Genomic DNA, 23,132 nt, shown 5'->3' with positions numbered 1-23,132 from the left:
GGGGCTGCGGCCCCCAAGCCCCCAGCTGGTCGCTAACGCTCGCGACGCGGTCGCTCGCTGCCTGAGCGACGCCTTCCCTTGAAGAAGGCCTCGGAGAGTGATCTCCGAGGCCTTCTTGTTTCCAGTTACCAGCGCCAGGCGTCGCGGATGACGTCGATGATGTAGCCGTCGTATTCGTCGATCAGATAGATGGTGTTGTCGACGGAGACCCAACGCGTGCCTTCGGGCGGGAAGCCCAGGCCGTAGGTGCGCCAGTCGTTCAGCTGATAGCGCCAGAAGGTGTCCGGCAGATATTGGCCGACCGACCACGAGCGGCCCCAGTAGGAGCGGGGGACGCTGTAGTAGCCCCACCCCGGCGCGAAATAGAAGCCGACGCGGAGGCCCGAGTATCCCCGGAAGCGGCGGTCGTTGCGCCACCAGTCGGGGCGGTGGTTGCGGTAGAAGTCACGCCGCCACTGGTCGCTGTTGAAGCGCTGGCGGAACTCGTGCCGCTGGCCGTCGCGGTCGCCGCGGTTCCAGCCAGAGCCGGGACGGTTGGGACGATCAGGACGCGCCTGACCATTGCCAGGGCGATCCGGCCTGTTCCAGCCGCCCTCCGGGCGACCGGGACGGCCGTCGCCGGGGCGGTCAGGGCGGTTCCAGCCGCCTTCGGGGCGGGCGCCGCCATTGCCCGGCCGGTCAGGTCGGCCGCCGGCGTGCGGACGGTCGGGACGAGGACCGCCGGTCTGGGCGCCGTCGCCTTGGGGCCTGGCGGGGCGGTCAGGACGGTTCCAGCCGCTGGGGCGGTCGCCGCTCGTCTGAGGGCGCTCCGGTCGGTCGCCGGTCGCCGGTCGTTCAGGCCGGGGCGCGCTGTTCTCGGGGCGGGCCGGACGGGCGGGACGGGACGGGCGCGGCTGCTGGGACCGCTCGGGCGCGGAGGCCAGGGGCCGTGAGGGGCGATTCTCACGCGAAATCTGGGGGCGCTGGGGCCGGTCGGCGTCACGCGAAGGGCGCTCGCGACGGGGCTGTTCCTGGGCGATGGCCTGGATCGGCGCGGTGAGAGGGCCGGAGACGGCGGCGATGGCGGTGAAAGCCATCAAGAGGCGTTTCATGGTCTTTGGTTCCTGTACCCCGGTTCTCCGGCGGCTTGAAGCGACAATTCGATAGTGTCGATGAACCCAGGCTGAACATCCTTGTCAAACAACGACCTGCCGGGAAGACAAAACCCCGCAGACCAGGTCTGCGGGGTTCGTTATCTCCGGCCATCGGGCCTAATAGACGCCGGACAGGACGCTGGCGATCAGACCGCTGGCGATGGCGATCATGAGGATGTCATTGCCAGCATGGACGTACCGATAGCCGCGCGGCGCAGGGCGCAGGCCGTAAACGTACGGGTCGCGGACATAATAGCTGCGGTATTGCGAGGGCAGATAGCCGCCGGTGCGCCAGCGGTAGCCGCTATAGCGTGGATCGACCCGGTAATAGCCGTAGCTGGGCGCATACCAGTAGCCGCTGCGAGGGCCGTTATAACCCCGGAAGTCCGAGCGCCCGCGCCACCAGTTGCTGTTGTTCCGGTCCCAGCGGTCGTTGCGGTAGTCGCGGCGATCATCGCGGCGGTCGTGGCGATAATCCCGACGGTCCTCGCGGCGGTCCTGGCGATAGTCGCGGCGGTCGTCACGGCGATCCTGACGATATTCCCGGCGGTCGTGTCGGCTCTGGGCCTCGGCCAGCATGGGGACGGCGGTGGTCGACAGCGCGAGGGCGACGACAGCGGCCTTGGTGAGGCGGTTCATCATCTTGCTCCATTCTTGGCCGGCGCCGGAGGATCGGAGCGGCCTGTTAATGACGATGAAAGTCGGATTGCGCGCCTGAACGCCTGCTGAACGGTGATGTCAGGATCGGCAGGCGGGTCGCCGATCGGTCGAAAGCGTCGCAGCCTCAAGCGTAAACGATAGATTTCCAAGAACTTTCGGAGAGATGAATCGTCTGCGGAGTATTCATCCCTGCTTTACTGAAAAGTCGAGAGCGACCCTTTCGCCGTTAACTTTAACTTCAAACCGGCGGTATTTGATGGCGTCTCAGAGGCGGGGCCAGAACGGCTTCCGTTTGGGAGATACGGTGATGAACGCGCAAGAAATGGCGCACGACCTGCAGGCCCCGCAAGACGGTCTGCCGCTGCCGACCCCGGACATGTCCGGCGACGACCTGTTCAAACTGGGCATGATGTATTCGGCGGGCTCGGGCGGTTGTCCGATGGACCGGGTGTCGGCCCACATGATCTTCAACCTGGCGGCCATGAAGGGCTCGATCGAAGCGCGCGTTTATCGCCGCGAGATGAGCATGGAGATGGAGCGCGAAGAGATCGCCGAGGCTCAGAAGGCCGCTCGACGCTACATCGACCAGGGCGTCGTCCAACTGGTCGCCTGAACGGCCCTTTAGAATTGGGCGTAGCCGTTGCCGTTCGATCCGTTGATCGAATAGCTGAAGCCGATGGGCATGGCGGCGCGCACCTGGGTGAAGAAGGCCGCCAGTTCGCCAAGCGTGGACCGGGGCACGAACAGGATGTCGCCCCGACGCAGGGCCACGACCTCGCCGCGACGCGGACGAAGGTCCACCACCCGCAACATGCGCGACCCGCCCGGACCCCGCCGGATCAGGGCCACGCGCTCCGGCTTGGCGGTGGGCGCGAAACCGCCAGCCTGGATCACGGCCTGATAGGCGTCCAGATCGCCGGTCATTTCGAAGACGCCCGGCGTGCGAACCTCGCCATCGACCCAGACCCGGATCGGGCCGGCCTGACGCAGGCTCACCTCCACCATCGGCCGGATCAATTGGGGCGCATAGGCGGCCGAAACGGCCTGCTGCAGCTCGGGCAGGGTGCGGTCCGCCGCCATGACCGATCCGATCAGGGGCAGGGCGATCCGGCCGTCGGGGCCGATCCTTACCGTGCGGGTCAATTCCGAGGCTGTCGGGGTCGCGACCTCGATCTCATCGCCCGGGTAGAGCAGGTATTCGGGCTCTTCATCGGTCCAATCGGCGAAGGGAATGGCGGGAAAGTCGCCGTTGGCCGGATGTTCGACGCGCTGAACCGCGCCGGCGGGCCGGGGCATCCGCGCGGCATTGCCGCCGCCGCACGCCGCCAGCGAGGCGGCGATAGAGGCTGAGCCCAGGGTCAGCAGGAACAGGCGGCGATCTGACAGCATGAGAATCGGTCGGCCTCGGCGAGGGGATGTGAGGCAACCTCGCCGGTTATGGGTAATCATCGGTTAACGCGGCTGGGCGAAGGGTGGCGACAACAAGCCTTTCAAGGGATTCGGCCCGCTCGATGCGTTCCACGGCACACGTCACGGCAAGACCACGCTACGGCGTGTTGGACGTCATCGGCCTGCTGTTCCGCGAGCTGCTGCTGATGATCGTCGTCTTCCTGGTGATCCTGGCGGTCGGGGTCGCGGCGGCGATGATGCTGAAGAAGAGCTACACCGCCACCGGATCGGTGTTCGCGGGCGTGGGCCAGGAATACGTCTATCAGCCGCGCGTCGGCACGGCCGAGCGGGGGCAGGCGCCGCAGGGGGACGAGGTCGCCAACTCCGAAGCCGCTATCCTGGGATCTGGCGCGGTGCGTCATAAGGTGGTCGAGGCCCTGGGCCCCGCTGCCATCCTGGGCGAACAGACCAAGGGCGGGCCGCAGAAGGCCGAGGCGGCGGCGCGGCGCGTGATCGGGACCAGCCTGGGCGTCGCCACGGCGCCGGGCAGCGCAGTGATCCATCTCAGCTACAAGGCCGACGATCCCGAGCGGGCGGCGCGGGTGCTGAACGCCGTGATCGAACAGTATCTGGTCTATCGCCGCGAAGTCTTCCAGGACAAGACGCCGGCCATCGCCAGCCAGCGCATCGCCTTCGAGGACGAGTTGGGCAATGCGGACCGGGCCTATGAGACCTTCCTGTCGTCCAACGACATCGGGGATTTCGCCGCAGCCAAGGCGACCCTGGCGGCGACCTATCAGACGGTCTTCACCGACCGGATGTCGACGCAGAGCCAGCTGAATCAGACCAGCCAGCGGCTGAACACCCTGGTGGCGCAGCAGGCGGGGACGCCGGCGGAAGTGGCCTTGCAGCAGGATCTGAACGTTTCCGCCCAGGACCAGGTGCTGCAACTGCGCACCGAACGCGAGCAGCTGCTGTCGCGCTATCAGCCCGACGCCCAGCCGGTGAAGGACATCGAGGCGCGGATCAGCCAGCTTCAGGCCTATGTCTCAACCGGGACGGCCGTGGGGGCCAAGGAGGTCCGTACCGGGCCGAACCCCGTCTGGACCGAGCTGGAGACGACGCGGATCAATACGCGGGCCGAGCGGGATTCGCTGGCGGCGCGGCTGGCCGTGCTGGACCGGCAACTGACCGATATTCGCGCGCGCCAGACGCGGTTGACCGCGCTGGAATCCGAGAACTCGACCCTGGCCGGCAATCGCGAGGTGTTGAGCGCCTCGATCCGCGAGTTCCAGCAGCGCGAGACCCAGAGCCGGGCCGATAACGCCCTGGTCGCCGCCGGAGCCGACAACGTCACCGTCATCGAACGCGCCCAGCCGCCGTCGACGGGCAAGAGCCTGAAGATTCCGCTGTTGGCGGCGGTCTTCCTGTTTGCGGGCTTTACGGCCCTGTGCGTGGGCCTGCTGCGGGTGTTCACGCGGCGCGGCTTCACGACGCCGGCCTCGGTCAGCCGGACGCTGGACATGCCGGTCCTGGCCGTCGCGCCCGCCAAGGCGGGATAGCGACAGTCGTGCTAGGCTGAGACCTTGGGGAGCGCCTTGGCGATTCGATGGTCGATCTGACTTCAGAAATGGCGGGCCTTTGGGCGGCGCTGGGACCGGCGCCGGCGCATCGCGCGCGCGTCATCCAGTTCGCCTCGGCTGCGACCGGCGAGGGTGTCTCGACCGTGGCGCGCGAGTTCGCCCGTCTGGCGGCCGTGCGGGCGCGAAAACCCGTCTGGCTGATCGACGGCGACCTGGCCCAGCAGGGACAGCTTGAGACCGTGTCGGCCGAGCCGGATCGTTTCGGCCAGGTCGGCAAGGCGGCGCAGGCCTCGCCTGACGGATCCAGCTTCTACGCCGTGACGCCGCGCGTGACGGGGCGCGACGGCAAGCCGGTGCCGGATTCGCGGCTGCTGACGGCGCGGTCGTGCCTGGGCGGACGGCTGTGGGTGACGCATTTCCACATGGAGGCGCTGCGGTCCGGGCATCGGGTCGAGGCGGTCGGAGAGCCCCACTACTGGGAGGCGCTGCGGCCCCATGCGGACACGATCGTCATCGACGCCCCGGCCGCCGACCGCAACGACATGGCGATCATCCTGGCGCCCTTCGTGGACATGACGGTGCTGGTGGTCGCGGCCGAGAGCACGGCGGCCAACGCGCCTGTGATCCTGCGCGACGAGATCGAGGCCGTTGGCGGGCGGATCGCCGGGGTGGTGATGAACCGTTCGACCTATAAGCCGCCGAGCTTTTTGCAGCGGCTGACGGGCTGAATAGCCGAACGCCCGCTAGTCCACTTTTTAGTTCGTCATCCTTGGGCTTGTCCCAAGGATCCAGACTCCCGGTCTCAGGACGGACGCACCGGGAATCTCGATCCTCGCCACGAGGGCGAGGATGACGGTTTAAGAGCGAGGGCTTAGGTACTGGTGCGTTTGATCATCGCCGCGCCGTAGAGCTTCGGCTCGAATCCTCTAGTCCAGAAGACCTTGCCGAGGCCTCTGGCGCAGCGGTCGTAGGCGTGGGCGCGGTCGGGGCGGCGCAGGAGGGCGGACGCCAGCGACAGGGCGCCCCAGGCGCCGGTCTGGGCCAAACCGACCAGCATCCATTTGACGACGCCGGGCCAGTCGCGGCGGGCGGCGGCCATCTGGGTCGGGCTCTGGCCATAGGCGAAGGCGCGGGTCAGGGCGTAGTTCAGGGTGGCGCGGTGGGGCGGGGCAAACTCGTCCGCCCAGGCCTCGGCGGCCCAGCCGAACCGGCCGCCGCGCGCCGAAAGGGCCGTGAAGAGCCGGTCGTCCTCGCCCCCCGTCTCGTTCATGGCGACATCAAAGGGGGGATCGCCGGGCAGGGCGGTCGCGCGCACCATCAGACTGTTGCCGCAGCCGTGGATGGTGTCGGTCAGGCCGGTCTCGCGCGGGCCGTCGCGGCCGAAGAACCGCTCCAGATAGGCGGTGGTCCAGCCGGTGTCAGCCGGCACACGCCCGCGAATGGGGCCAAAGACGACATCGGCGCCGGTCTGGCCTTGCGCATCCAGCAGGGCGGCGAGCCAGCCGGGCGAGGCGGCTTCATCATCGTCCAGGAAGGCGATCAGGGGCGCGTCGGTCGCCGACAGGCCGATGTTGCGCGCGGTCGCCACGCCGGGCACGGGGGCGTGGGCATAGGTCAGGGGGACGGGCGCCTCGGCGCGCAGGCGCTCGATCAGGACGGCGGCGGAGCCTTGCGGGTCGTTGTCGGCGATGACGACGGCGGCGACGCGGTCCAGCGATCCGGTCTGGGCGAAGACCGAGCGCAGGGCGCGCTCCAGGCTGTCAGGGCGGCACAGGGTCGGGATGATGACGGCGACATCGCGCATGGTCAGACGGCGTCCGCATAGACGGCGGCGCGGTAGAGCCTGAGCGCGAAGGCGCGGGCCTTGACCGGCAGGACCGTCGTCAGGGCAGCCTGTTTCATCAGGCGGCGCGCCAAGGGCAGGGCGGGCAGGCGTTTCAGGGCGCGCGCGGCCCTGTAGCTGGGATAGGTCTGGACGATGGCGGGGTGCAGGGCGACGACGCGGGCGAAGTTGCCGGCGCCCTGGTCGAACTTGCGCGCCAGGTCCTCGACCGTGTCCAGGCCCATATGGGTGGCGGGATTGTCGATGTGAACAACGGGAAACCGGCGCGAGACGCGCATGGCCCATTCCACGTCCTCCCAGCCCCAGCCGCTGAAACCGGGATCGAAGGATTCGGCGGCGAAGACGTCGCGGCGCACCAGCAGGTTGGAGGTGTAGACGTATTTCTCGGGCGTCAGGGCGCGCTGGGACGCGGGCAGGCATTCCGAGGCGCCTGACAGGGCGCGGTGGACGGCGAACCGGGCGTCGGTCGGGGCCTGATCGAGCGAGAAGCCGCCGAAGGCCACGGCGGGCGCATCCTGGGCGATGAGGCGGACCCAGGTTTGTAGGAAAACGGGGGTGTCGGGCCGCATGTCGCTGTCGAGAAACAGATAGGCCTCGCCCCGGGCGGCGGTGGTCAGGCGGTTTCGTCCCCTGGCGCGACCCTCGTTGGCGACCAGGCTGATCAGGCGCGCGGGCAGTTCCAGGGCCTCGAGGGTCGCCTGAAGCCGCGCCGTCAGATCGGCGTCTGCGGTGCCGTCATCCAGCAGAATCAGCTCGACAGCGCCGGACATAGCGGCGGCCTCGGTGTCCAGTCGGCGCAGCAAGGCCTGAGGATCGTCGCGCAGGAAGGGGATCAGGACCGAGATCGTCGGCCCCGCCACCGCCCAGGCGGCGTTGTCGTGGATATGGGCGCTCACGCCGTCACGCTCCGCCGCGCGCGGATCAGGCGCATCAGCACGTCGCGGACGCCTGCGGCGTTCAGGGTCAGGGCGATGACGGCATAGACGACGCCGCCCACGCCGGCGTCCAGCATCAGCTCCACGAACCCGCCCAGCGGCGGAAGGAGCCAGACGACGCCAGCCATGACGGCCGACGCGATTCCGCACCGGATGAGCGCCTCCCACGGCATGGGCAGGGCGATGGCGCGGCGGCTGAGCAGCAGGCAGGCGATCAGGCCGATGGCGAAGCTGGCGGCGGTGGAGACGGCGGCGCCGAGGACGCCCAGCCGGGGGATCAGAACCAGGTTCAAAGCGACGTTGCACAGCGCCGGAATGGCCATGGTGACCAGCAGCAGGCCGGTCTTCTTGCCCAGGGTGAAGCCGAAGCCGAAATAATAGGCGATCATGCCGGACAGGAAGGACGAGGCCGCGATCCAGGGCGTGACCAGGGCGGCGGCGGCGCGCAGGTCCTGGCCGATCATCAGCTCCGCCATCGGCCGCGCGACCATCGACAGGCCGACGGCGGCGGGCAGGCCGATCAGGATCAGGGTCGATCCCTGCTCCAGCGCGGTCTGGCGCAGGGCCTCGCGCCCGCCGCGCTCCAGCGCCATGACCATGGCCGGCGCCCCGGCCGCCCCCAGCCAGATGAAGATCACGTCCAGGGTCCGGTTCGCCAGACTGTAGCTGGCGTGATAGGCGCCGACCGCCCCGGCATCCATGAAGGCGGCCAGCAGGAACCGGTCCGTCGAGGCCAGCACCACGGCCAGCGTCAGCGACGCCGCGATCGGATAGCCGTAGGCGGCATAGGCCTTGAGCCGCGCCCGATCGACCGTTCCGCCGCTCGCCTGACGCAGTTCGCCGGGCAGGATGAAGGGCAGGGCGAACAGGGGGGCGATGGCCAGGCCCAGCAGGGGCGAGGCCGCGCCGGCTCCGGCGACGGCGAACCCGGCGCCGACCAGAAAGCCCAGAATGGAGATGCCGATGTCGACACGGGCGGCTTTCGACACCTCGCCCGCCGCCCGGAAACGCTCCTGCGCCAGCTTGGCCAGGTTGCGCACCGGCGCGCCCGCCAGGCCGAAGGCGACGGCGATCTTCAGCGCCGGCGGCAGGGGCGCGAGCCACACCACCAGGGCGGCGATGGGCGTGAAGACGGCGATGATGGCGAAGGAGGTGCGGTACAGGCTGGCGAAATGCGTGGCCAGGCCTTGGGGCGTGCGCTCGGTCGCCCAGAAGCGCGCCATCGACGCCTCCAGCCAGCTGAAGGTCACGGTGTGGGCCAGGGTGGTGACCGAAAAGGCCAGGGCGTAGTGGCCGAAGTCGTCGGCGCTGAGCAGGCGCGTGAAGACGAAGATGGTCAGGAAACCGACCACCCCCTGGACGATCTGGGCCGGCAGATAGCCCCAGACGCCGCGCCAGAACATGCGCTTCTCGCTCAACGCACGGCCGCCCGGTCGCCCAGCAGGACAGGGATGGTGACGGCGATGATCCACAGGTCCAGCCAGAAGGACTGGCGCTCGATATACTCGATGTCCAGCTGGACGCGCTCACGCACCTGGGCCTCGGTGTCCACCGGCCCGCGCGAGCCCTTGATGGCGGCCCAGCCGGTCATGCCCGGCTTGATGCGGTGGCGGTGGGCGTATTCGGCGACCAGCAGGGCGGACTCGGTCTCGCCGGTCTTCATGCCGATGGCGTGGGGGCGGGGGCCGACCAGGGACATCTCGCCCGACAGGACGTTGAAGATCTGGGGCAGCTCATCCAGGCTGGTGGCGCGGATGAAGCGGCCGACGCGGGTGACGCGGTCGTCGTCGGCGCTGACCTGGCGGCTGGCGGTGGCGTCGGCGGCCGCGTGGCGCATCGAGCGGAACTTCCACACCACGATGGTCTCGTGATTGAAGCCGTGGCGGCGCTGGCGGAAGAAGACGGGGCCGGGGCTGTCCAGTCGGATGGCGAGCGCGACCAGGGCCATGACTGGGGCCGCGACCACCAGGGCCACCGCGCCGACCAGCAGGTCTTGTAGCCGTTTGTTGAAAGCCCGCCTGTCGGGATCGACCGGCCCGTCCAGCGAGGCCAGCGGCGCATTGGCCAGGCGGTTCAGCAGGCCGTCGCGCGCCAGTTCGGTGTCCACCAGCACGGTCAGGGGATTGGGCAGAGTCTGCAGCCGCTGGGTCAGGTCGCGCACCCGCTGGCCCGCGTCGGGGTCGATGGCCAGGACGATGCGGTCGACATAGGGCGTGATGCGGTGGGTCAGCAGGGCCTCGGCGTCGCCCAGCACGGGCACGCCGGCGACGCTGTCGGGCGAACGGGCCAGCCGGTCGTCGAACACGCCCAGCACATTCATGTCGCGCCGCTCCAGCGCTCGCTCAATCAGGGTCTGGGCGTTGCGCGTGGCGCCGACCACGACGATATTGGGCGACAGCACGCCCAGCCGCCGCCAGCGCGCGATCAGCGCCAGCCACAGGCCGTGCAGGATCATCAGCGCCCCCGTGGTCGCCAGCACCCAGGGCGCGGCCAGACCAATCCCCTGCCGATCCAGCATCAGGCCCAGGGCCAGGGCGACGCCGGCCGCCGTGGCGCAGACACCCGCGACCCCGGCCAGATGCAGGGCCCAGGGCGTGTCGCGCCCGAACCGATAGAGCTGAAGCGCGCGCAGCAGCACCAGGACCACGACAGTCGCCGCGATCAGGGGCGCGACCTCGCCCACGGTCAGGGCGGCCAGGCCCGCAGGCCGAATCGCCAGCGTCGCCGCCAGGGCCAGGCCGACGACGACCAGCACGTCGATCGCGCGGAAATAATGGGCCGACAGCCGCACGGCCGACCGCTGGCGCGCATTCAGCCACACCTCGGGCCGGAACGGCCCACGCGCGGCGCGGCCCTTTGACGGCGCGTCGGCGGCGAGACTGGCGGTGCGGTCGAGCATGAGGATCCGGGGCTGATGAGCGCGCGCGATCCTGCCGGTTTCGCCTCTATGTCGCGTTAACGTGGACGCTTTCGCGCGAACCGGATTGCGCGACGCATCAGCCTCCGCTATCGAGCCCTTCGCTGGAGACGTGGCCGAGTGGCTGAAGGCAACGGTTTGCTAAATCGTCGTACCCTGTAAGGGGTACCGAGGGTTCGAATCCCTCCGTCTCCGCCATCTTCCCATCAAGTTGACGTGCTGACGTCTAGCGTTTGGGCGGTTTTACGCAATCCGAAGATGTGCTTAGATGGCAACCTTCGGGGGAAGCCATGACAACTGACCACGTCCAGCCACAAGATCGCGGTTCGTTAGTTCTTGGCACCATCGTGTCGGTGCCATTGTTCTTCATCTGCTATGTAGTTGTTACTGCGATTGCCTATGTAGCTTACACGTTTTTCGCTGGTTCATCGAGCGGAGGCGTCTCCCGGCTTGTAGAGGTCAGTGCCTCCTTAGTTTCCTCGGCGTTAGGCGTGGCAGCGGGACGCTGGGTTTGCGACAAAGCCTTCAAAGCTTGGTCCGGTTGGGCGGTATTCGTAATTTTGGTCGCACTGACGCTGCTGAACTTAACCGCCATTCTGATGGGATATGGCGACGGAGTGTGGCTGAGCATTTTGGCAATGATCCAGCTTGGAGCCACGTGCGTCGCTGCCTGGTTCTGGATCGTCAAAAAGCTAGAAATCGCCTAACGCCTACATAGCGTTTTTCTCACCGAAACGCCGCCGGCTTGAGCCCGTGCCGTTGGAGCTTGTCGTAGAGCGTCTTTCTGGGGACGCGCATTTCGGCGAGGACGGCGGTGATGTCGCCGCGGTGGGCCTGGAGGGCGTCGCGGAGGAGGTCGGCTTCGAAGCGGTTCAGGCGTTCGGGCAGGCTGAGGCCCGCGTCGGCGGGGCGGGCGGTCTCGTCCAGCGACAGGACGACGCGCTCGGCGAAATGGGCCAGTTCGCGGATATTGCCGGGCCAATCGGCCTCGAGCAGGCGGCGGCGGACGCCGTCGCTGACGCTCGGCGGCTCGATCCCGTGGCGGTCGGCGGCGCGGCGCAGGAAGTGGGCGAACAGCAGGGGGATGTCCTCGCGCCGTTCGCGTAGCGGCGGCACGCGCAGCCGCACCACGTTCAGCCGGTAATAGAGGTCTTCGCGGAAGGCGCCGGTTCGCGCGGCCTCGCCCAGATCGACCTTTGACGAGGCCAGGATCCGCAGGTCCAGGGCGCGGGGTTCGTTGGCGCCGATGGGGTGGACCTCGCGTTCCTCCAGCACCCGCAGCATCTTGACCTGGACGGCCAGAGGCATGCTCTCGACCTCGTCCAGGAACAGCGAGCCGTTGTGCGCCCGCTCCACGTGGCCAACGCGGCGACGCAGGGCGCCGGCGAAGGCCCCCAACTCATGGCCGAACAGTTCGCTCTCGATCAGACCGTCGGGCAGGGCGCCGCAGTTGACGGCGACGAAGGGCGCCAGCCGGCGTCGGCCGCCGTTGTGCAGGGCGCGGGCGACGGCCTCCTTACCGGTTCCGGTCTCGCCCTCGATCAGCACGTCCATGCGGGCGTCGGCGATCTGGGCGATGGTGGCGCGAAGGGCGGTGATGGCGCGCGACGAGCCGGCCAGCGGCAGTTCCTGCCCGCCGTCCGAGGCCATGGCCAGCAGGCGGCGGTTCTCAAGCACCAGGCCGCGCTTCTCTAGCGCCCGGTTCAGGCTGTCCTGCAGCCGCTCGAACGGGAAGGGCTTGGCGACGAAATCATAGGCGCCGTCGTGCATGGCCGCGACCGCATCGCCGATGTCGCCGTGGCCGGTGATCATGATGACGGGCAGGGCGGGGTCCAGCGCCTGAAGCCGGCTGAGCAGCTGGCGGCCGTCCAGGCCGGGCATCCGCAAGTCGGTGACGACCACGCCGGGGAAGTCGGCGTCGATCGCCTTCAGCGCCGGCTCGGCGGCGGCGAAGGCGCGCACGTCGTAGCCTTCCAGCGTCAGGCGTTCGACCAGGGCCTGGCGGAAGTCGGCGTCGTCCTCGATCAGGGCGACGGCGGTCGGGCGGGCGAACTCCATCAGGCGGTCCTCAGCGTCGTGACGAAGGTCGCGCCGTCTTCACCCTCGGCCAGGTCCAGCTCGCCGCCGAAGCCGGCGACGATGTCGCGGCAGATCACCAGCCCAAGGCCCAGGCCGTTGGCGCGGGTGGTGACGAAGGGGGTGAACAGCTGGGCGCGCACCTCGGGCGGCACGCCAGGCCCGTTGTCCGAGACGATCAGACGGACGCGATCGCGGTCTTGCGTCACCTTCAGCAGAAGTCGCGGCCGGTCATGGCCCTCCAGCGCCTCGCCGGCGTTCTTGAGCAGGTTGACGATGACCTGCTCCAGCCGGAAGCGGTCGGCGCGGACCGTCACCTCGGCGTCGCCCTCTCGCACCAGGTCGATCCCGCCCTCGTCCAGCCGTCCCCGCGTCAGCAGAAGGGCGCCGTGGATGGCGTCTTCCAGCCGGACCGCGCCGATCTTGGGGTCGGACTTTCTGGAGAAGACCCGCAGTTCCTGGGTGATGGCCCCGATGCGCTGGGTCAGGTCGCCGATGCGAGCCAGGGCGCCACGAGCCTTGTCCGGTTCATCGCGGTCGAGCAGGACGCCGGCGGTCTCGGCCTGGGTCTGGATGGCGGCGACGGGCTGGTTGATCTCGTGCGCCACGCTGGCCACGATCTGGCCCAGGGCCGCCAGCTTGCTGGCCTGAACCAGTTCGTCGCGGAGCAGTTCGCGGGCGGTCTCGGCGCGGCGGCGTTCCTCGATCTGGCGGTTCAGGGCGGTGTTGGCGTCGCGCAGTTCGCGGGTGCGTTCGTCGATGCGCCGCTCCAACTCCAGCCGCGCCTCCTCCTCGGCCCGGGCGCGGGCCACGCCCTGCTGGCGACGCCGCAGCAGGAAGGCGACCAGCCCCGCCAGCAGGGTCACGACCAGGGCCGCCAGGGCGCGGGCGGCGGCGACGGCGACATCGATGCCGCCCCGTGTCGGCGACAGCAGATGCAGGGTCCAGCCGGGCGTCTCGGTCGGCACCGCCGCATGCATCCAGCGCTGTTCGCCGTAGCCGGCCTGCGCCTGGACCAGGCGCGGCTGGTCGCTCGGCGGGTTGACGAAGGGCAGGGGACGCAGGGCCTCTGGCTGGAGCGTCTGATCGGTCAGGGTCAGGCGACGACGACGCTCGTCCAGCGGCTCGGTGGTGCGGAACCGCCATTCCGGCACGCTGGTGATCAGCACGACACCGCCGGGATCGACGACATAGGCCGGCTCGCCCGAGGCGCGCCATTCGGCCTCCAGCGCGTCGAACTCGACCTTGACCACGACCACGCCCAGCGGCGTCCCGTCGGCGCCGTCCACCCGCCGCGCGAGATAGAGGCCCGGCCTTCCCGACACCGTGCCCAGGGCGAAGAACTCGGCCTGGCCGCTGCGCATCGCGTTGATGAAATAGGGCCGAAAACCGTAGTCGGCGCCGACGAAACTGGTCGGCAGGCGCCAGTTGCTGGCCGCGCGGGTCCGGCCGCCCGCGTCGATGATATAGATGACCGCCGCGCGGGTCTGGCGCGCCAGGTTCTCAAGCTTCAGATCGACCCGCCCGCCCTGCGCCGTCGTGTGCGCGGCCAGCAGGTCGGCGATGTCGGGATCGCCGGCCAGGGCCACGGGCAGGGAGCGATGCTTTTCCAGCTCGCTGCGCAGGACGGCGGCGTGCAGGGCGGCGGCGGCCTCGGCCTGACGCGCCAGCTCCGCCTCGGCGTCCCGACGCGCCGCTTCGCCCGCGCCCAGGGCCGCCGCCAGGGCGACGACGATCCACACGCCCGCGAACGCCAGCCACCCCCGGCGGCGGGATCGGACGAGCGGCGGCGAGTCGGAAGGGGGGCGGGTCGACATAGCGTGCAGTGTGCGGATAATCGCACTCGACGGCTAGATGCTCGCGCGATAATTCGCACAAATTCCGGCGACATGCGTCAAGAGAGAACGAAATGCCGTTCGTTCTCAGTTAGATAAAGAAAATTCGGAACGCGGTTGGTCTCGCTCTCCAACGCGGCGACTGTCTTCAAACGGAGCGTGGCGAAGATCGCGCCCATCGAGGAGACTGCGGGGATCGCCCCCCGCACATCAGGAGCCTTTCGTGATCCCAGTCCCTTCCGAGGCCGCGCCGACCGTTCGTCGGCCGTTCTATCGTCACCTGTATTTCCAGGTGCTGATCGCCATCGCGCTGGGCGCGATGATCGGTCATTTCTGGCCGGCCTTCGGCGAGAGCCTGAAGCCGCTGGGCGACGGCTTCATCAAGCTGGTGAAGATGGTCATCGCCCCGGTGATCTTCCTGACCATAGTGACCGGCATCGCCGGCATGCGCGACCTGGGCAGCGTCGGCCGCGTGGCCGCCAAGGCCTTCGCCTATTTCCTGGTCTTCTCGACCCTGGCCCTGATCGTGGGCCTGATCATCGCCAATCTTGTTCGTCCCGGCGACGGCCTGAACATCGACCCCGCGACCCTGAATGCGGGCGCAGTCGAACAGTACGCCGCCGCCGCGCATGAAAGCACCATTGTCGGCTTCCTGATGGGGGTCATTCCCGACACGCTGGTCAGCGCCTTCTCGACGGGCAACATCCTGCAGGTGCTGTTCGTCTCCATCCTGTTCGGCATCGCCCTGGCGCTGGTCGGCGAGCGTGGTCAGCCGGTGATCGACCTGTTCGAGACCCTCAGCCTGGCCGTGTTCAAGCTGGTGGCCATCGTGATGAAGGCCGCGCCGATCGGCGCCTTCGGGGCCTTCGCCTTCACCATCGGGGCCTACGGCATCGCGTCCATCGCCAATCTGGCGGCCCTGATCGTCACCTTCTACGTCACCGCCATCATCTTCGTGGTCGGGGTGCTGGGGCTGGTGGGCATCGCCAACGGCTTCAACATCCTGAAGCTGATCCGCTACCTTAAGGAAGAACTGCTGCTGGTGCTGGGCACCTCCAGTTCCGAGGCGGCCCTGCCCAGCCTGATCGCCAAGATGGAGCGCGCGGGCGCCGCCAAGTCGGTGGTCGGCCTGGTCGTTCCCACCGGCTATTCGTTCAATCTGGACGGCACCAACATCTATATGACCATGGCGGCCCTGTTCATCGCCCAGGCGCTGAACATCGACCTGACGATCTGGCAGCAGCTCACGCTGCTTCTGGTGGCCATGCTGTCGTCCAAGGGCGCGGCGGGCATCACGGGCGCCGGCTTCATCACCCTGGCGGCGACCTTGTCGGTCGTGCCGGACGTGCCGGTCGCCGGCATGGCGCTGATTCTGGGCATCGACCGCTTCATGAGCGAGTGCCGGGCCCTGACCAACTTCATCGGCAACGCCGTGGCCACCATCGTCGTGGCCCGCTGGGAGAACGCGCTGGACCGCGACGCCCTGAAGGCCGCGCTGAACGGCACGCCGCAACCCATCGCCGCCGCACCCAATCCGGCGGCGGGACCGGGAGACGATCTGGTTCTCGCGGACGACTGATCCGCGAGAACGAATTTTTGAAGACGGGATCGTCGGCATAACGGCGACCCGCGAGGGAGGAGAAAGACGATGCAATCCAAGTTCGCTCTTATGGCGGGAGCCGCCTCGGCCGTTCTGCTGATGTCGGCCGGCGCGGCCCTGGCCCAGGATGCCGCCGTCCAGGCGACTGCGACGCAGGATGATCCGGCCACCCAGGTCGAGGACATCGTCGTGGTGGGCTCGCAGATCCGCGGCGCATCGACCACGGCGGCCTTGCCGGTGACGGTCGTCACCCAGGACGAGATTCTGGCGAGCGGGGCGGTCAGCGGCGACGATCTGCTACGATCCATTCCGCAGATGGGCGACGTCCTCTTCTCCAGCGCGAACAATCCACAGACCTCTAATGCGGCGCGCGGCGACGTGAACTCGGTCAATCTGCGCTCTCTGGGCGTGGGCAACACCCTGGTGCTGTTGAACGGGCGCCGGATCGTGGCCCACCCCACCAGTCAGGGCACGTCGGACACCGGAACGGTGCCGGTGCTCAGCTACAACTCCAACGCCATTCCTGTGTCCGGGCTCGAACGGCTGGAGGTCTTGCTGGACGGCGCGGCGGCCATCTACGGCGCCGACGCGGTTGCGGGCGTGGTCAACACAGTCTTGCAGGAAGATTTCGACGGTCTGGAGATGAAGGCGCAGTATGGCGGCGCAGAAGGGACGCACAGGCGCGAGTTCAGCCTGGGTCTGTTCGCGGGCAAGGATTTCTCGCGCGGCAACATCTCGGGCTTCCTGGACTACACCGACCGTACAGCTCAACGGTCCGAGGACTTGGATTACACGGCGACCGACGACCGTCGCGCCCTGTTCGCTGACGTCCCGGGCTATGAAACCAGCACCGACACCGACGGGCGGTCCTCCTATACCGCCTGGGCCAACTTCCAGACACCATTCCGGGTCAGCCAGGGCACGACCAATCTGACGTCCACGGCCGGCGCATTCCACAACCAGCCCAGTGATTTCGGCTGCACGGCGCCGATCGGCGGCGACGTCTGCCTGGCCAGCGGCAACATCGGCTACAGTGGGGCAGGCCGAGAACTGCGCTATGACGGCGCGCGCGACACCACGGTTTCTCCCGATGTCGAGCGGCTGAACCTGTTCGTGTCCGGTCACTACGACATGGACAACGGCGTCACGGCCTTTGGCGAGCTGGGTTATTACACGGCCAATACCCAGAACATCCAACCGCCCACCATCCTGTTGAATCAGCTCTGGATCCCGGCCAGCAACTACTGGAATCCGTTCGGGCCCGTTACCTTCGCCGACGGCTCGCTCAATCCCAATCGCCTGCCGGGCCTGAGCAATGTCCCGTCGGAAGGGACGGATGTGAAGCTGGTCCGCTATCGCTTCAACGACGTCGGCCGTCAGGTCGTGGACGTCGATAACTGGCAGTCTCGCATCCTTGGTGGACTGCGCGGCGAATGGCGGGGCTTCGACTGGGAAAGCGCGCTGCTGTATTCGGAAGCCGAGGCGACCGATACGTCTAACGCCATCAACCTGACGGCGCTGCAGGCCAGTCTCGCCCTGTCGACGCCCGACGCCTACAACCCCTTCAGCGGCGGGTGCGTGGACGACACCAGCTTCGGTGACTGCACGCCCAGTTCGCAGACCGCCATCGACGCAATATCGACCGATCTGACGCGCGTGTCGAAGACCACCCTGGCGCTCTGGGATTTCAAGCTGAGCCGGCCAGACGTCTTCATCTTGCCGGGCGGCCCGGTCGGCATGGCGGTGGGCGTGGAAGCTCGCAAGGAAACCCAGAGGGACGACCGCGACGCGGACCTGGATGGCACCAACGTCTTCGTCGACGCCATCAGCGGCGAGACCAGCATTTCCAACATCGCCGCCGTCAGCTCGAACCCGGACACCTATGGCGAGCGAGAGGTCTATTCGGCCTATGTCGAGTTCGCGGTGCCCGTTGTCTCGCCTGAGATGAACGTGCCGCTGGTGCACAGCCTGGACCTGCAGATCGCCGGCCGATACGAGCATTATTCGGACTTTGGCGATGTCGCGAAGCCGAAGATCGCCATGGCGTGGGACATCGTCGAAGGCGTCCGGGTCCGTGGTTCCTATTCGGAGGGTTTCCGCGCACCGAACCTGGAACAGACCAACGCCGCCCAGTACGCTCGCCTTTCGACGAACAACGACTACATCCGCTGCGAGGCGGACCTGCGACTTGGTCGGATCGACAACTTCAACGAATGTTCGCAACCGGCCAGCGCGTCCCTGCTTGTTTCCGGAAATCCCGAGCTGCAGCCTGAAGAGAGCACCAATCAGTCGATCGGCCTGGTGTTCCAGCCCTGGTTCATTCCTCAGCAGTATGGCGACTTCACCTTCACCATCGACCGCTGGAAGATCGAGCAGGAGAAGATCGTAGGCCTGCTGGGCGCCCAGTCGAACGTGGTGTTGGACTATCTGAACATTCTTCAGGGCACGACCAACGACAATGTCAATCGCGCGTCGGTGACGGCCGACGACGTGGCCTTCTTCGAGGGCAGCGGCATCGATCCGGTCGGTCAGATCGTCTCGATCGAGGATCAGTTCGTCAATCTGCTGCCTCAGACCGTGGAAGGGCTGGACATCGGCGTCCAATGGCGTCTTCGCAACACGCCGTGGGGCAGCTTCCGCGCCAGCCTGAACGCCGCCCACCTGATGGAGTTCAATCGTTCGCCGGGGCCGTTGGTCGAGTCGCTGTTCGACGCGCGTGAAGCCGGGTTGATCAACGAAAACACCCCCCTGCCGATCTCGGAAACCCTGCTGGCGCGCAATGGACGGCCCGAGTGGCGGGTGTCGGGCTCGTTCACCTGGTCGCAGGGTCCGTGGCAGGTCGGCGCCTTCACCCAGTACGTCAGCGCAGTGACCGAGACCGGATTCCTGAGCACTGAGGGAGACGCCTGGGAGGTGGACAGCCAACTCACCGGAAATCTTTATGGTCAGTACGAGTTCGAGGACGGCTACGGCTTCGCCTCGGGCACGACCGTGCGACTGGGCGCGCGCAACATCACCGACGAACAGCCACCGCTGACATCGTCCGGCTATCTCGGCTCGCTGTACCGCCCCTATGGCCGGTATTGGTACGTCAACGTCTCCAAGACGTTCTGATCTGAAGGAGCACGGGTGATGACGGGTCGTACAATCCGAACCATGGCGGCGCTGGCCGCCGCCGGGGCGGGGTTCGCCCCGCTCGCCCACGCTCAGGAAACAACGGCCGCCGCGCCCGTCGCGGCGGCGTCCGATCCCTCCCCGGACCCGACCGCCTGTCCCGACTTCCTGCCGCAAGAGACGCGGTGCTGGTCGGGGCGGGCGGCGAAGGGGGGCTATTACTGGATCGCCGTGCCCAAGGATTGGAACGGCGTCCTGGTCGTCCATGCGCACGGCGGGCCTCGCACGGCGACGCCGCAGGCGAATGATCCGTTAGAGGACCTGGAGCGGTTCTCGATGACGGTGAAGGAGGGCTTCGCCTGGGCGGGGTCGAGCTATCGTCGCGGCGGCTATGGCGTGCGGATGGCGGCGGAAGACACCGATGATCTGCGCCAGATTTTCTGGAAGACGTTCGGCAAGCCGCGTCGGACCCTGCTGCACGGACAATCGTGGGGCGGCAATGTCGCAGCCAAGACGGCCGAGCTCTATGCTCGCGACGCCGAGGGCCACGTGGCCTGGGACGGCGTCGTCCTGACCAGCGGCGTGATCGGCGGGGGCACGCGCACCTATCGGTTCCGCGCCGATCTGCGCGCCGTATATCAGTTCTATTGCAACAACCATCCCCAACCTGACGAGGCCCCGTATCCGCTGTGGCAGGGCCTGCCGCTGGACAGCAATCTGAAGCGCGCCCAGTTGGCGCAGCGGGTGGAGACCTGCACGGGCGTGGGCCTGCCGGAGAACCGGCGCTCGGCCGAACAGAAGCGCAATCTCGCCGACATCCTGGCCGTGACGGGCGTGCAGGAAGATCATCTGGTCGCGCACCTGTCCTGGGCGACCTTCCTGTTCCGCGACATGGTCCAGCGTCGTCTGGATGGGCTCAACCCGTTCGACAACAGCCGGACCGTCTATCAGGGATCGCATGACGACGCCGCGCTGAACGCGGGCGTGCAAAGGTTCAGCGCCGATCCGATGGGCGTGGCGCGGCTGGCCTATGACGCGGACCTCAGCGGCCTGATCGTGGCGCCGACCCTGACCATCCACGCCAAGCACGATCCGACCGCCTTCGTGTCGAACGAGGCGCTGTATCGCGAGACGGTCGCCGCCGCCGGCCGGTCAGACCTGCTGGTCCAAACCTTCACGGAAGAGGCCGAACACAGCCGTCTGTCGCCGCCCGAATACGTCGGTCTGTTCCAGGCCATGATGCGGTGGCTGGACGACGGGGTGAAGCCGACGCCGGACAGCGTCGCGGCCCTGTGTCAGGCGGCCGCGCCTCGTTACGAGGACGGCTGTCATTTCGACACGGACTTCCATTCCAGTGTCGATACCGGCCGGCCTGCCCAGCCAAACTAGGAAAGGGCGATCGGTGGACGGATGAACCGTCGCGCAGTCGTCGCCCGGTCGTCTTCAAGGCGACGCCGGGGCGTCGTCGCACCGACATGGCCTGCGCGTAGTCAGCTCCCAGCTTAGCCGAATCTGGGGGATCAGATGTCCAAGACCACATTGAAGACGCGCCTGCTCGCGGCCGCGACCCTGACGGGCGCCATGGCCGCCGGATCGGTCGCCTGGGCCCAGGATCAGGCGCCGGTCAGCAGCGTCGACGACGTCATCGTCACCGCCCAGCTGCGTGAGCAGAAGGCCATCGACGTGCCGTTCGCCCTGACCGCCTATTCGGGTCAGTTCCTCGAAGATCTGGGCATTCAGGAGTTCGACCAGCTGTCAGCCTTCGTGCCGGGCTTCCTGGTGCAGAACCAGTCGCCTAACAACCCGGGCTTCGTGATGCGCGGCATCACCTCAGACAACGGCTCGGCGACGTCCGAGGCGCGCGTGTCTGTGTTCCAGGACGGGGTGTCGATCTCCAAGTCGCGGGCCTCATATGTCGAACTGTTCGACCTGGAGCGGGTCGAAATCGCCAAGGGGCCGCAATCGACCCTGTACGGGCGCGGCGCCCTGATCGGCGCGGTCAACCTGGTCCAGAACCGCGCCCGGCCCGGCGAGACCGAGGCCTACGCCAATATCGAGGCCGGCAACGAAGACTATCGGATGGTCGAGGGCGCGCTGAACCTGCCCGTCGGCGAGACCGCCGGCCTGCGCCTCGCCACGCGTCTGAAGACCCGCGGCGGTTCGGTCGAGAATCTGCTGGGCGGCGAGGACTACAACGCCATCGAGACCAAGGCCGTGCGCCTGTCGGGCGCCTGGACCCCGTCGGACGCCATGCGGTTCGACGTGATCGGCAACTATCAGAACGACCACGCCTCGGGTACCTCGTTCAAGTCGATCGCCTATGAACCGGCCGATCCGAACACCGGCGCGGTCCTGGGCGGCAAGGAACCCTGGGAGGGCGCGGCCCTGACGCCGGGCGCCGACTTCGACGGCGGCAAGTCTCTGGGCCTGAACCGCGAAGTCTGGGGCGTGACCGGCTTGGCCCGGATCGACCTGACCCCGGCCTGGAGCCTGAACTCGACCACCGCCTATCGCGAGTTCGACAACTACGAGACCTTCGACGCCGACGGCGTGTCACTGCCCATGCTGACGGCGGCCGAAGAGACCCACGGCGAGCAATGGAGCCAGGACCTGCGGCTGGGCTTCGACAACGGCGGTCCTCTGAGCGGCTTCGTCGGCGCCGGCTGGTTCCACGAGGAAGGCTACCAGCGCACGCCCACCCAGTTCGACGAGCGGCTGGCCTTGGCCCAGCTGGCGGGCCTGCTGGACGGTTCTTCGGCGGGCGTCGGCGACAACACCCTGCCGCTGGCCGCCTATCCGACCGTGGCGACAGGTGCGCTGGCCGCCCTGCTGACGCCGCTGGGCGCCGGCGGCTTCGCCGCGCCGATCGCGGCCAATCTGGACTCGAACCATATCGAGACCCCGATCAACAGCTCGGAACTGACGTCATACGACGTCTTCGCCGACGCCACATACGCCTTCACCGACCGGTTCGAGATGTCGGCCGGCGTGCGCTATACCCGCGACGACAAGACGACGGGCTATGCGAGTTCGGTCGAGAGCCGCTCGGTCCTGGGCGCCCTGCTGGCGGTCCAGGCCGGTGCGATCCCGACGGCTCAGATCCCCGCCTTCCTGGCGGCCATGGCCAATCCCGCCTTCGCCAATCTTCCCGCCGGCGCCTTCCCGCTATTCGGCCTGACCGCCCAGCCGACGACCAATAACGGCGACTTCTCCTACTTTGACTCCGAGGACGACGGCGTGACCTGGCGGGTCACGGCCCGCTACGAGCTCACCGACGACACCAATGTCTACGCCAACTATGCGCGCGGCCGGCGTCCGGAAGTGATCAGCGCCTCGGGACCGGCCGCTCCGGGCGGCGCCGCGCGCTTCACGCCGGTCGATGCCGAGACGGTCGACAGCTACGAGGTCGGCGCCAAGTCGGCCCTGATGGGCGGTCGCCTGCGCCTCGACGGCGCGGTCTTCATGTACAACTACGAGAACTTCCAGACCACGATCCAGGACGGCACCCAGTTCATCACGACGAACGCCGGCGAAGCCAAGTCCTATGGGTTCGAGGGCCAGGCCAATCTGGTCCTCACCGAGGACTTCGACCTGTTCGCCACCTATGCCTACAACCACTCGCGCTTCGAGAACGGCATCTACGACGGTAATCGGTTCCGGCTGTCGCCGGACAACGCCGCCTCGATCGGGGCGACCTGGCGTCTTCCGGTGTCGGGCGGCGAGATCGAGGTCCAGCCGACCTACACCTGGCAGTCGAAAGTCTTCTTCAGCGACGACAACGACCTTCCCGCGCTGCAGACCCAGAACTTCGTCGCCGACCTGATCCAGGACGAATACCAGGACGCCTACGGGCTGTTGAACCTGCGCATCCGCTACACGCCGGAATCGACCAACTGGGGCGTCGAAGCCTTTGGTGAGAACATCCTGGACGAGGAATACATCAAGGACGCCGGCAACACCGGCGACGCCCTGGGCATGCCGACCTTCATCGCGGGCCGCCCGGCAGCCTACGGCCTCGTGTTCAAGCTGAAGCTCTAAGGACATTTC

At 67.8% G+C, this 23,132-nt stretch carries 17 protein-coding genes and 1 tRNA gene; 9 read left to right on the top strand and 9 right to left on the bottom strand.

The window, feature by feature from the left end; all coding sequences use genetic code 11:
- Positions 1-125 precede the first annotated feature (125 nt).
- Together ACODSC_RS06290 and ACODSC_RS06285 are read right to left on the bottom strand one after the other, a co-directional pair.
- Positions 126-1,091 carry an RcnB family protein gene (locus ACODSC_RS06290; protein WP_488812828.1) on the bottom strand — a complete coding sequence of 322 codons (966 nt, stop codon included), beginning with the start codon at positions 1,089-1,091 and terminating at the stop codon, positions 126-128.
- A gap of 159 nt (positions 1,092-1,250) precedes the next feature.
- Positions 1,251-1,772 (bottom strand): RcnB family protein, encoded by a 522-nt coding sequence (locus ACODSC_RS06285; protein WP_488812826.1) that lies wholly within the window; start codon positions 1,770-1,772, stop codon positions 1,251-1,253.
- A 328-nt stretch (positions 1,773-2,100) separates the two neighbouring features.
- Here ACODSC_RS06285 and ACODSC_RS06280 point away from each other — a divergent pair, with 328 nt between their 5' ends.
- Positions 2,101-2,406, top strand: a complete 306-nt coding sequence (locus ACODSC_RS06280) for a sel1 repeat family protein (protein WP_488812824.1) — start codon at positions 2,101-2,103, stop codon at positions 2,404-2,406.
- Between the two features lie 8 nt (positions 2,407-2,414).
- Here the strand turns inward: ACODSC_RS06280 and ACODSC_RS06275 are convergent, their stop codons facing one another.
- Complete coding sequence (locus ACODSC_RS06275) at positions 2,415-3,182, bottom strand: polysaccharide biosynthesis/export family protein (RefSeq protein WP_488812822.1); 768 nt, start codon at positions 3,180-3,182, stop codon at positions 2,415-2,417.
- A 122-nt stretch (positions 3,183-3,304) separates the two neighbouring features.
- Here ACODSC_RS06275 and ACODSC_RS06270 point away from each other — a divergent pair, with 122 nt between their 5' ends.
- Both ACODSC_RS06270 and ACODSC_RS06265 read left to right on the top strand, forming a co-directional pair.
- Entirely contained in the window at positions 3,305-4,744 is a 1,440-nt protein-coding gene (locus ACODSC_RS06270) for a GumC family protein (protein WP_488812820.1), read from the top strand.
- A gap of 47 nt (positions 4,745-4,791) precedes the next feature.
- Positions 4,792-5,493: a P-loop NTPase family protein gene (locus ACODSC_RS06265; RefSeq protein WP_488812818.1), complete on the top strand. Its 702-nt coding sequence runs from the start codon at positions 4,792-4,794 to the stop codon at positions 5,491-5,493.
- A 143-nt stretch (positions 5,494-5,636) separates the two neighbouring features.
- Here the strand turns inward: ACODSC_RS06265 and ACODSC_RS06260 are convergent, their stop codons facing one another.
- The 4 genes from ACODSC_RS06260 to ACODSC_RS06245 are packed head-to-tail and all read right to left on the bottom strand — an operon-like array spanning position 5,637 to position 10,442.
- On the bottom strand, positions 5,637-6,569 hold the full coding sequence (locus ACODSC_RS06260; protein WP_488812816.1) for a glycosyltransferase family 2 protein: 933 nt from the start codon (positions 6,567-6,569) through the stop codon (positions 5,637-5,639).
- A 2-nt stretch (positions 6,570-6,571) separates the two neighbouring features.
- Complete coding sequence (locus ACODSC_RS06255; RefSeq protein ID WP_488812814.1) at positions 6,572-7,504, bottom strand: glycosyltransferase family 2 protein; 933 nt, start codon at positions 7,502-7,504, stop codon at positions 6,572-6,574.
- Positions 7,501-8,946 (bottom strand): oligosaccharide flippase family protein, encoded by a 1,446-nt coding sequence (locus ACODSC_RS06250; protein ID WP_488813451.1) that lies wholly within the window; start codon positions 8,944-8,946, stop codon positions 7,501-7,503. Before ACODSC_RS06250 ends, ACODSC_RS06255 begins: the two co-directional genes overlap by 4 nt.
- 11 nt (positions 8,947-8,957) lie before the next feature.
- Positions 8,958-10,442, bottom strand: coding sequence for an exopolysaccharide biosynthesis polyprenyl glycosylphosphotransferase (locus ACODSC_RS06245; RefSeq protein ID WP_488812812.1), 1,485 nt, complete (start codon positions 10,440-10,442; stop codon positions 8,958-8,960).
- Positions 10,443-10,566: 124 nt separating this feature from the next.
- Between ACODSC_RS06245 and ACODSC_RS06240 the strand changes: the two genes are divergently transcribed.
- Positions 10,567-10,658: transfer RNA gene (locus ACODSC_RS06240), tRNA-Ser, on the top strand.
- A gap of 92 nt (positions 10,659-10,750) precedes the next feature.
- Complete coding sequence (locus ACODSC_RS06235) at positions 10,751-11,167, top strand: hypothetical protein (RefSeq protein WP_488812810.1); 417 nt, start codon at positions 10,751-10,753, stop codon at positions 11,165-11,167.
- 19 nt (positions 11,168-11,186) lie between these two features.
- On the opposite strand, the gene ACODSC_RS06230 is transcribed toward ACODSC_RS06235, so the two are convergent.
- Positions 11,187-12,518 carry a sigma-54-dependent transcriptional regulator gene (locus tag ACODSC_RS06230; RefSeq protein ID WP_488812808.1) on the bottom strand — a complete coding sequence of 444 codons (1,332 nt, stop codon included), beginning with the start codon at positions 12,516-12,518 and terminating at the stop codon, positions 11,187-11,189.
- Positions 12,518-14,278, bottom strand: coding sequence for a sensor histidine kinase (locus ACODSC_RS06225; RefSeq protein ID WP_488812806.1), 1,761 nt, complete (start codon positions 14,276-14,278; stop codon positions 12,518-12,520). The genes ACODSC_RS06230 and ACODSC_RS06225 overlap by 1 nt, the downstream gene beginning before the upstream one ends.
- Before the next feature lie 316 nt (positions 14,279-14,594).
- Here ACODSC_RS06225 and ACODSC_RS06220 point away from each other — a divergent pair, with 316 nt between their 5' ends.
- The 4 genes from ACODSC_RS06220 (at position 14,595) to ACODSC_RS06205 (ending at position 23,123) form a co-directional block, all read left to right on the top strand.
- On the top strand, positions 14,595-15,950 hold the full coding sequence (locus tag ACODSC_RS06220) for a dicarboxylate/amino acid:cation symporter (protein WP_488812804.1): 1,356 nt from the start codon (positions 14,595-14,597) through the stop codon (positions 15,948-15,950).
- A gap of 69 nt (positions 15,951-16,019) precedes the next feature.
- A complete protein-coding gene (locus ACODSC_RS06215; protein ID WP_488812802.1) occupies positions 16,020-19,085 on the top strand; it encodes a TonB-dependent receptor domain-containing protein in 3,066 nt (1,021 codons plus the stop codon).
- An 18-nt stretch (positions 19,086-19,103) separates the two neighbouring features.
- On the top strand, positions 19,104-20,474 hold the full coding sequence (locus ACODSC_RS06210) for an alpha/beta hydrolase family protein (protein WP_488812800.1): 1,371 nt from the start codon (positions 19,104-19,106) through the stop codon (positions 20,472-20,474).
- Positions 20,475-20,609: 135 nt separating this feature from the next.
- Positions 20,610-23,123, top strand: a complete 2,514-nt coding sequence (locus ACODSC_RS06205; protein ID WP_488812798.1) for a TonB-dependent receptor — start codon at positions 20,610-20,612, stop codon at positions 23,121-23,123.
- Positions 23,124-23,132 lie beyond the last annotated feature (9 nt).

It is taken from the genome of Brevundimonas sp. FG128 (genome assembly GCF_057809775.1).
This window is presented reverse-complemented; position numbering and strand designations above follow the sequence as displayed.

Coding starts and splice junctions, on each gene's coding strand:
- ACODSC_RS06275 (WP_488812822.1), bottom strand. CDS start 3,182: ATGCTGTCAGATCGCCGCCTGTTCCTGCTGACCCTGGGCTCAGCCTCT.
- ACODSC_RS06285 (WP_488812826.1), bottom strand. CDS start 1,772: ATGAACCGCCTCACCAAGGCCGCTGTCGTCGCCCTCGCGCTGTCGACC.
- ACODSC_RS06290 (WP_488812828.1), bottom strand. CDS start 1,091: ATGAAACGCCTCTTGATGGCTTTCACCGCCATCGCCGCCGTCTCCGGC.
- ACODSC_RS06260 (WP_488812816.1), bottom strand. CDS start 6,569: ATGCGCGATGTCGCCGTCATCATCCCGACCCTGTGCCGCCCTGACAGC.
- ACODSC_RS06210 (WP_488812800.1), top strand. CDS start 19,104: ATGACGGGTCGTACAATCCGAACCATGGCGGCGCTGGCCGCCGCCGGG.
- ACODSC_RS06215 (WP_488812802.1), top strand. CDS start 16,020: ATGCAATCCAAGTTCGCTCTTATGGCGGGAGCCGCCTCGGCCGTTCTG.
- ACODSC_RS06265 (WP_488812818.1), top strand. CDS start 4,792: ATGGTCGATCTGACTTCAGAAATGGCGGGCCTTTGGGCGGCGCTGGGA.
- ACODSC_RS06245 (WP_488812812.1), bottom strand. CDS start 10,442: ATGCTCGACCGCACCGCCAGTCTCGCCGCCGACGCGCCGTCAAAGGGC.
- ACODSC_RS06280 (WP_488812824.1), top strand. CDS start 2,101: ATGAACGCGCAAGAAATGGCGCACGACCTGCAGGCCCCGCAAGACGGT.
- ACODSC_RS06205 (WP_488812798.1), top strand. CDS start 20,610: ATGTCCAAGACCACATTGAAGACGCGCCTGCTCGCGGCCGCGACCCTG.
- ACODSC_RS06270 (WP_488812820.1), top strand. CDS start 3,305: ATGCGTTCCACGGCACACGTCACGGCAAGACCACGCTACGGCGTGTTG.
- ACODSC_RS06235 (WP_488812810.1), top strand. CDS start 10,751: ATGACAACTGACCACGTCCAGCCACAAGATCGCGGTTCGTTAGTTCTT.
- ACODSC_RS06250 (WP_488813451.1), bottom strand. CDS start 8,946: ATGTTCTGGCGCGGCGTCTGGGGCTATCTGCCGGCCCAGATCGTCCAG.
- ACODSC_RS06230 (WP_488812808.1), bottom strand. CDS start 12,518: ATGGAGTTCGCCCGCCCGACCGCCGTCGCCCTGATCGAGGACGACGCC.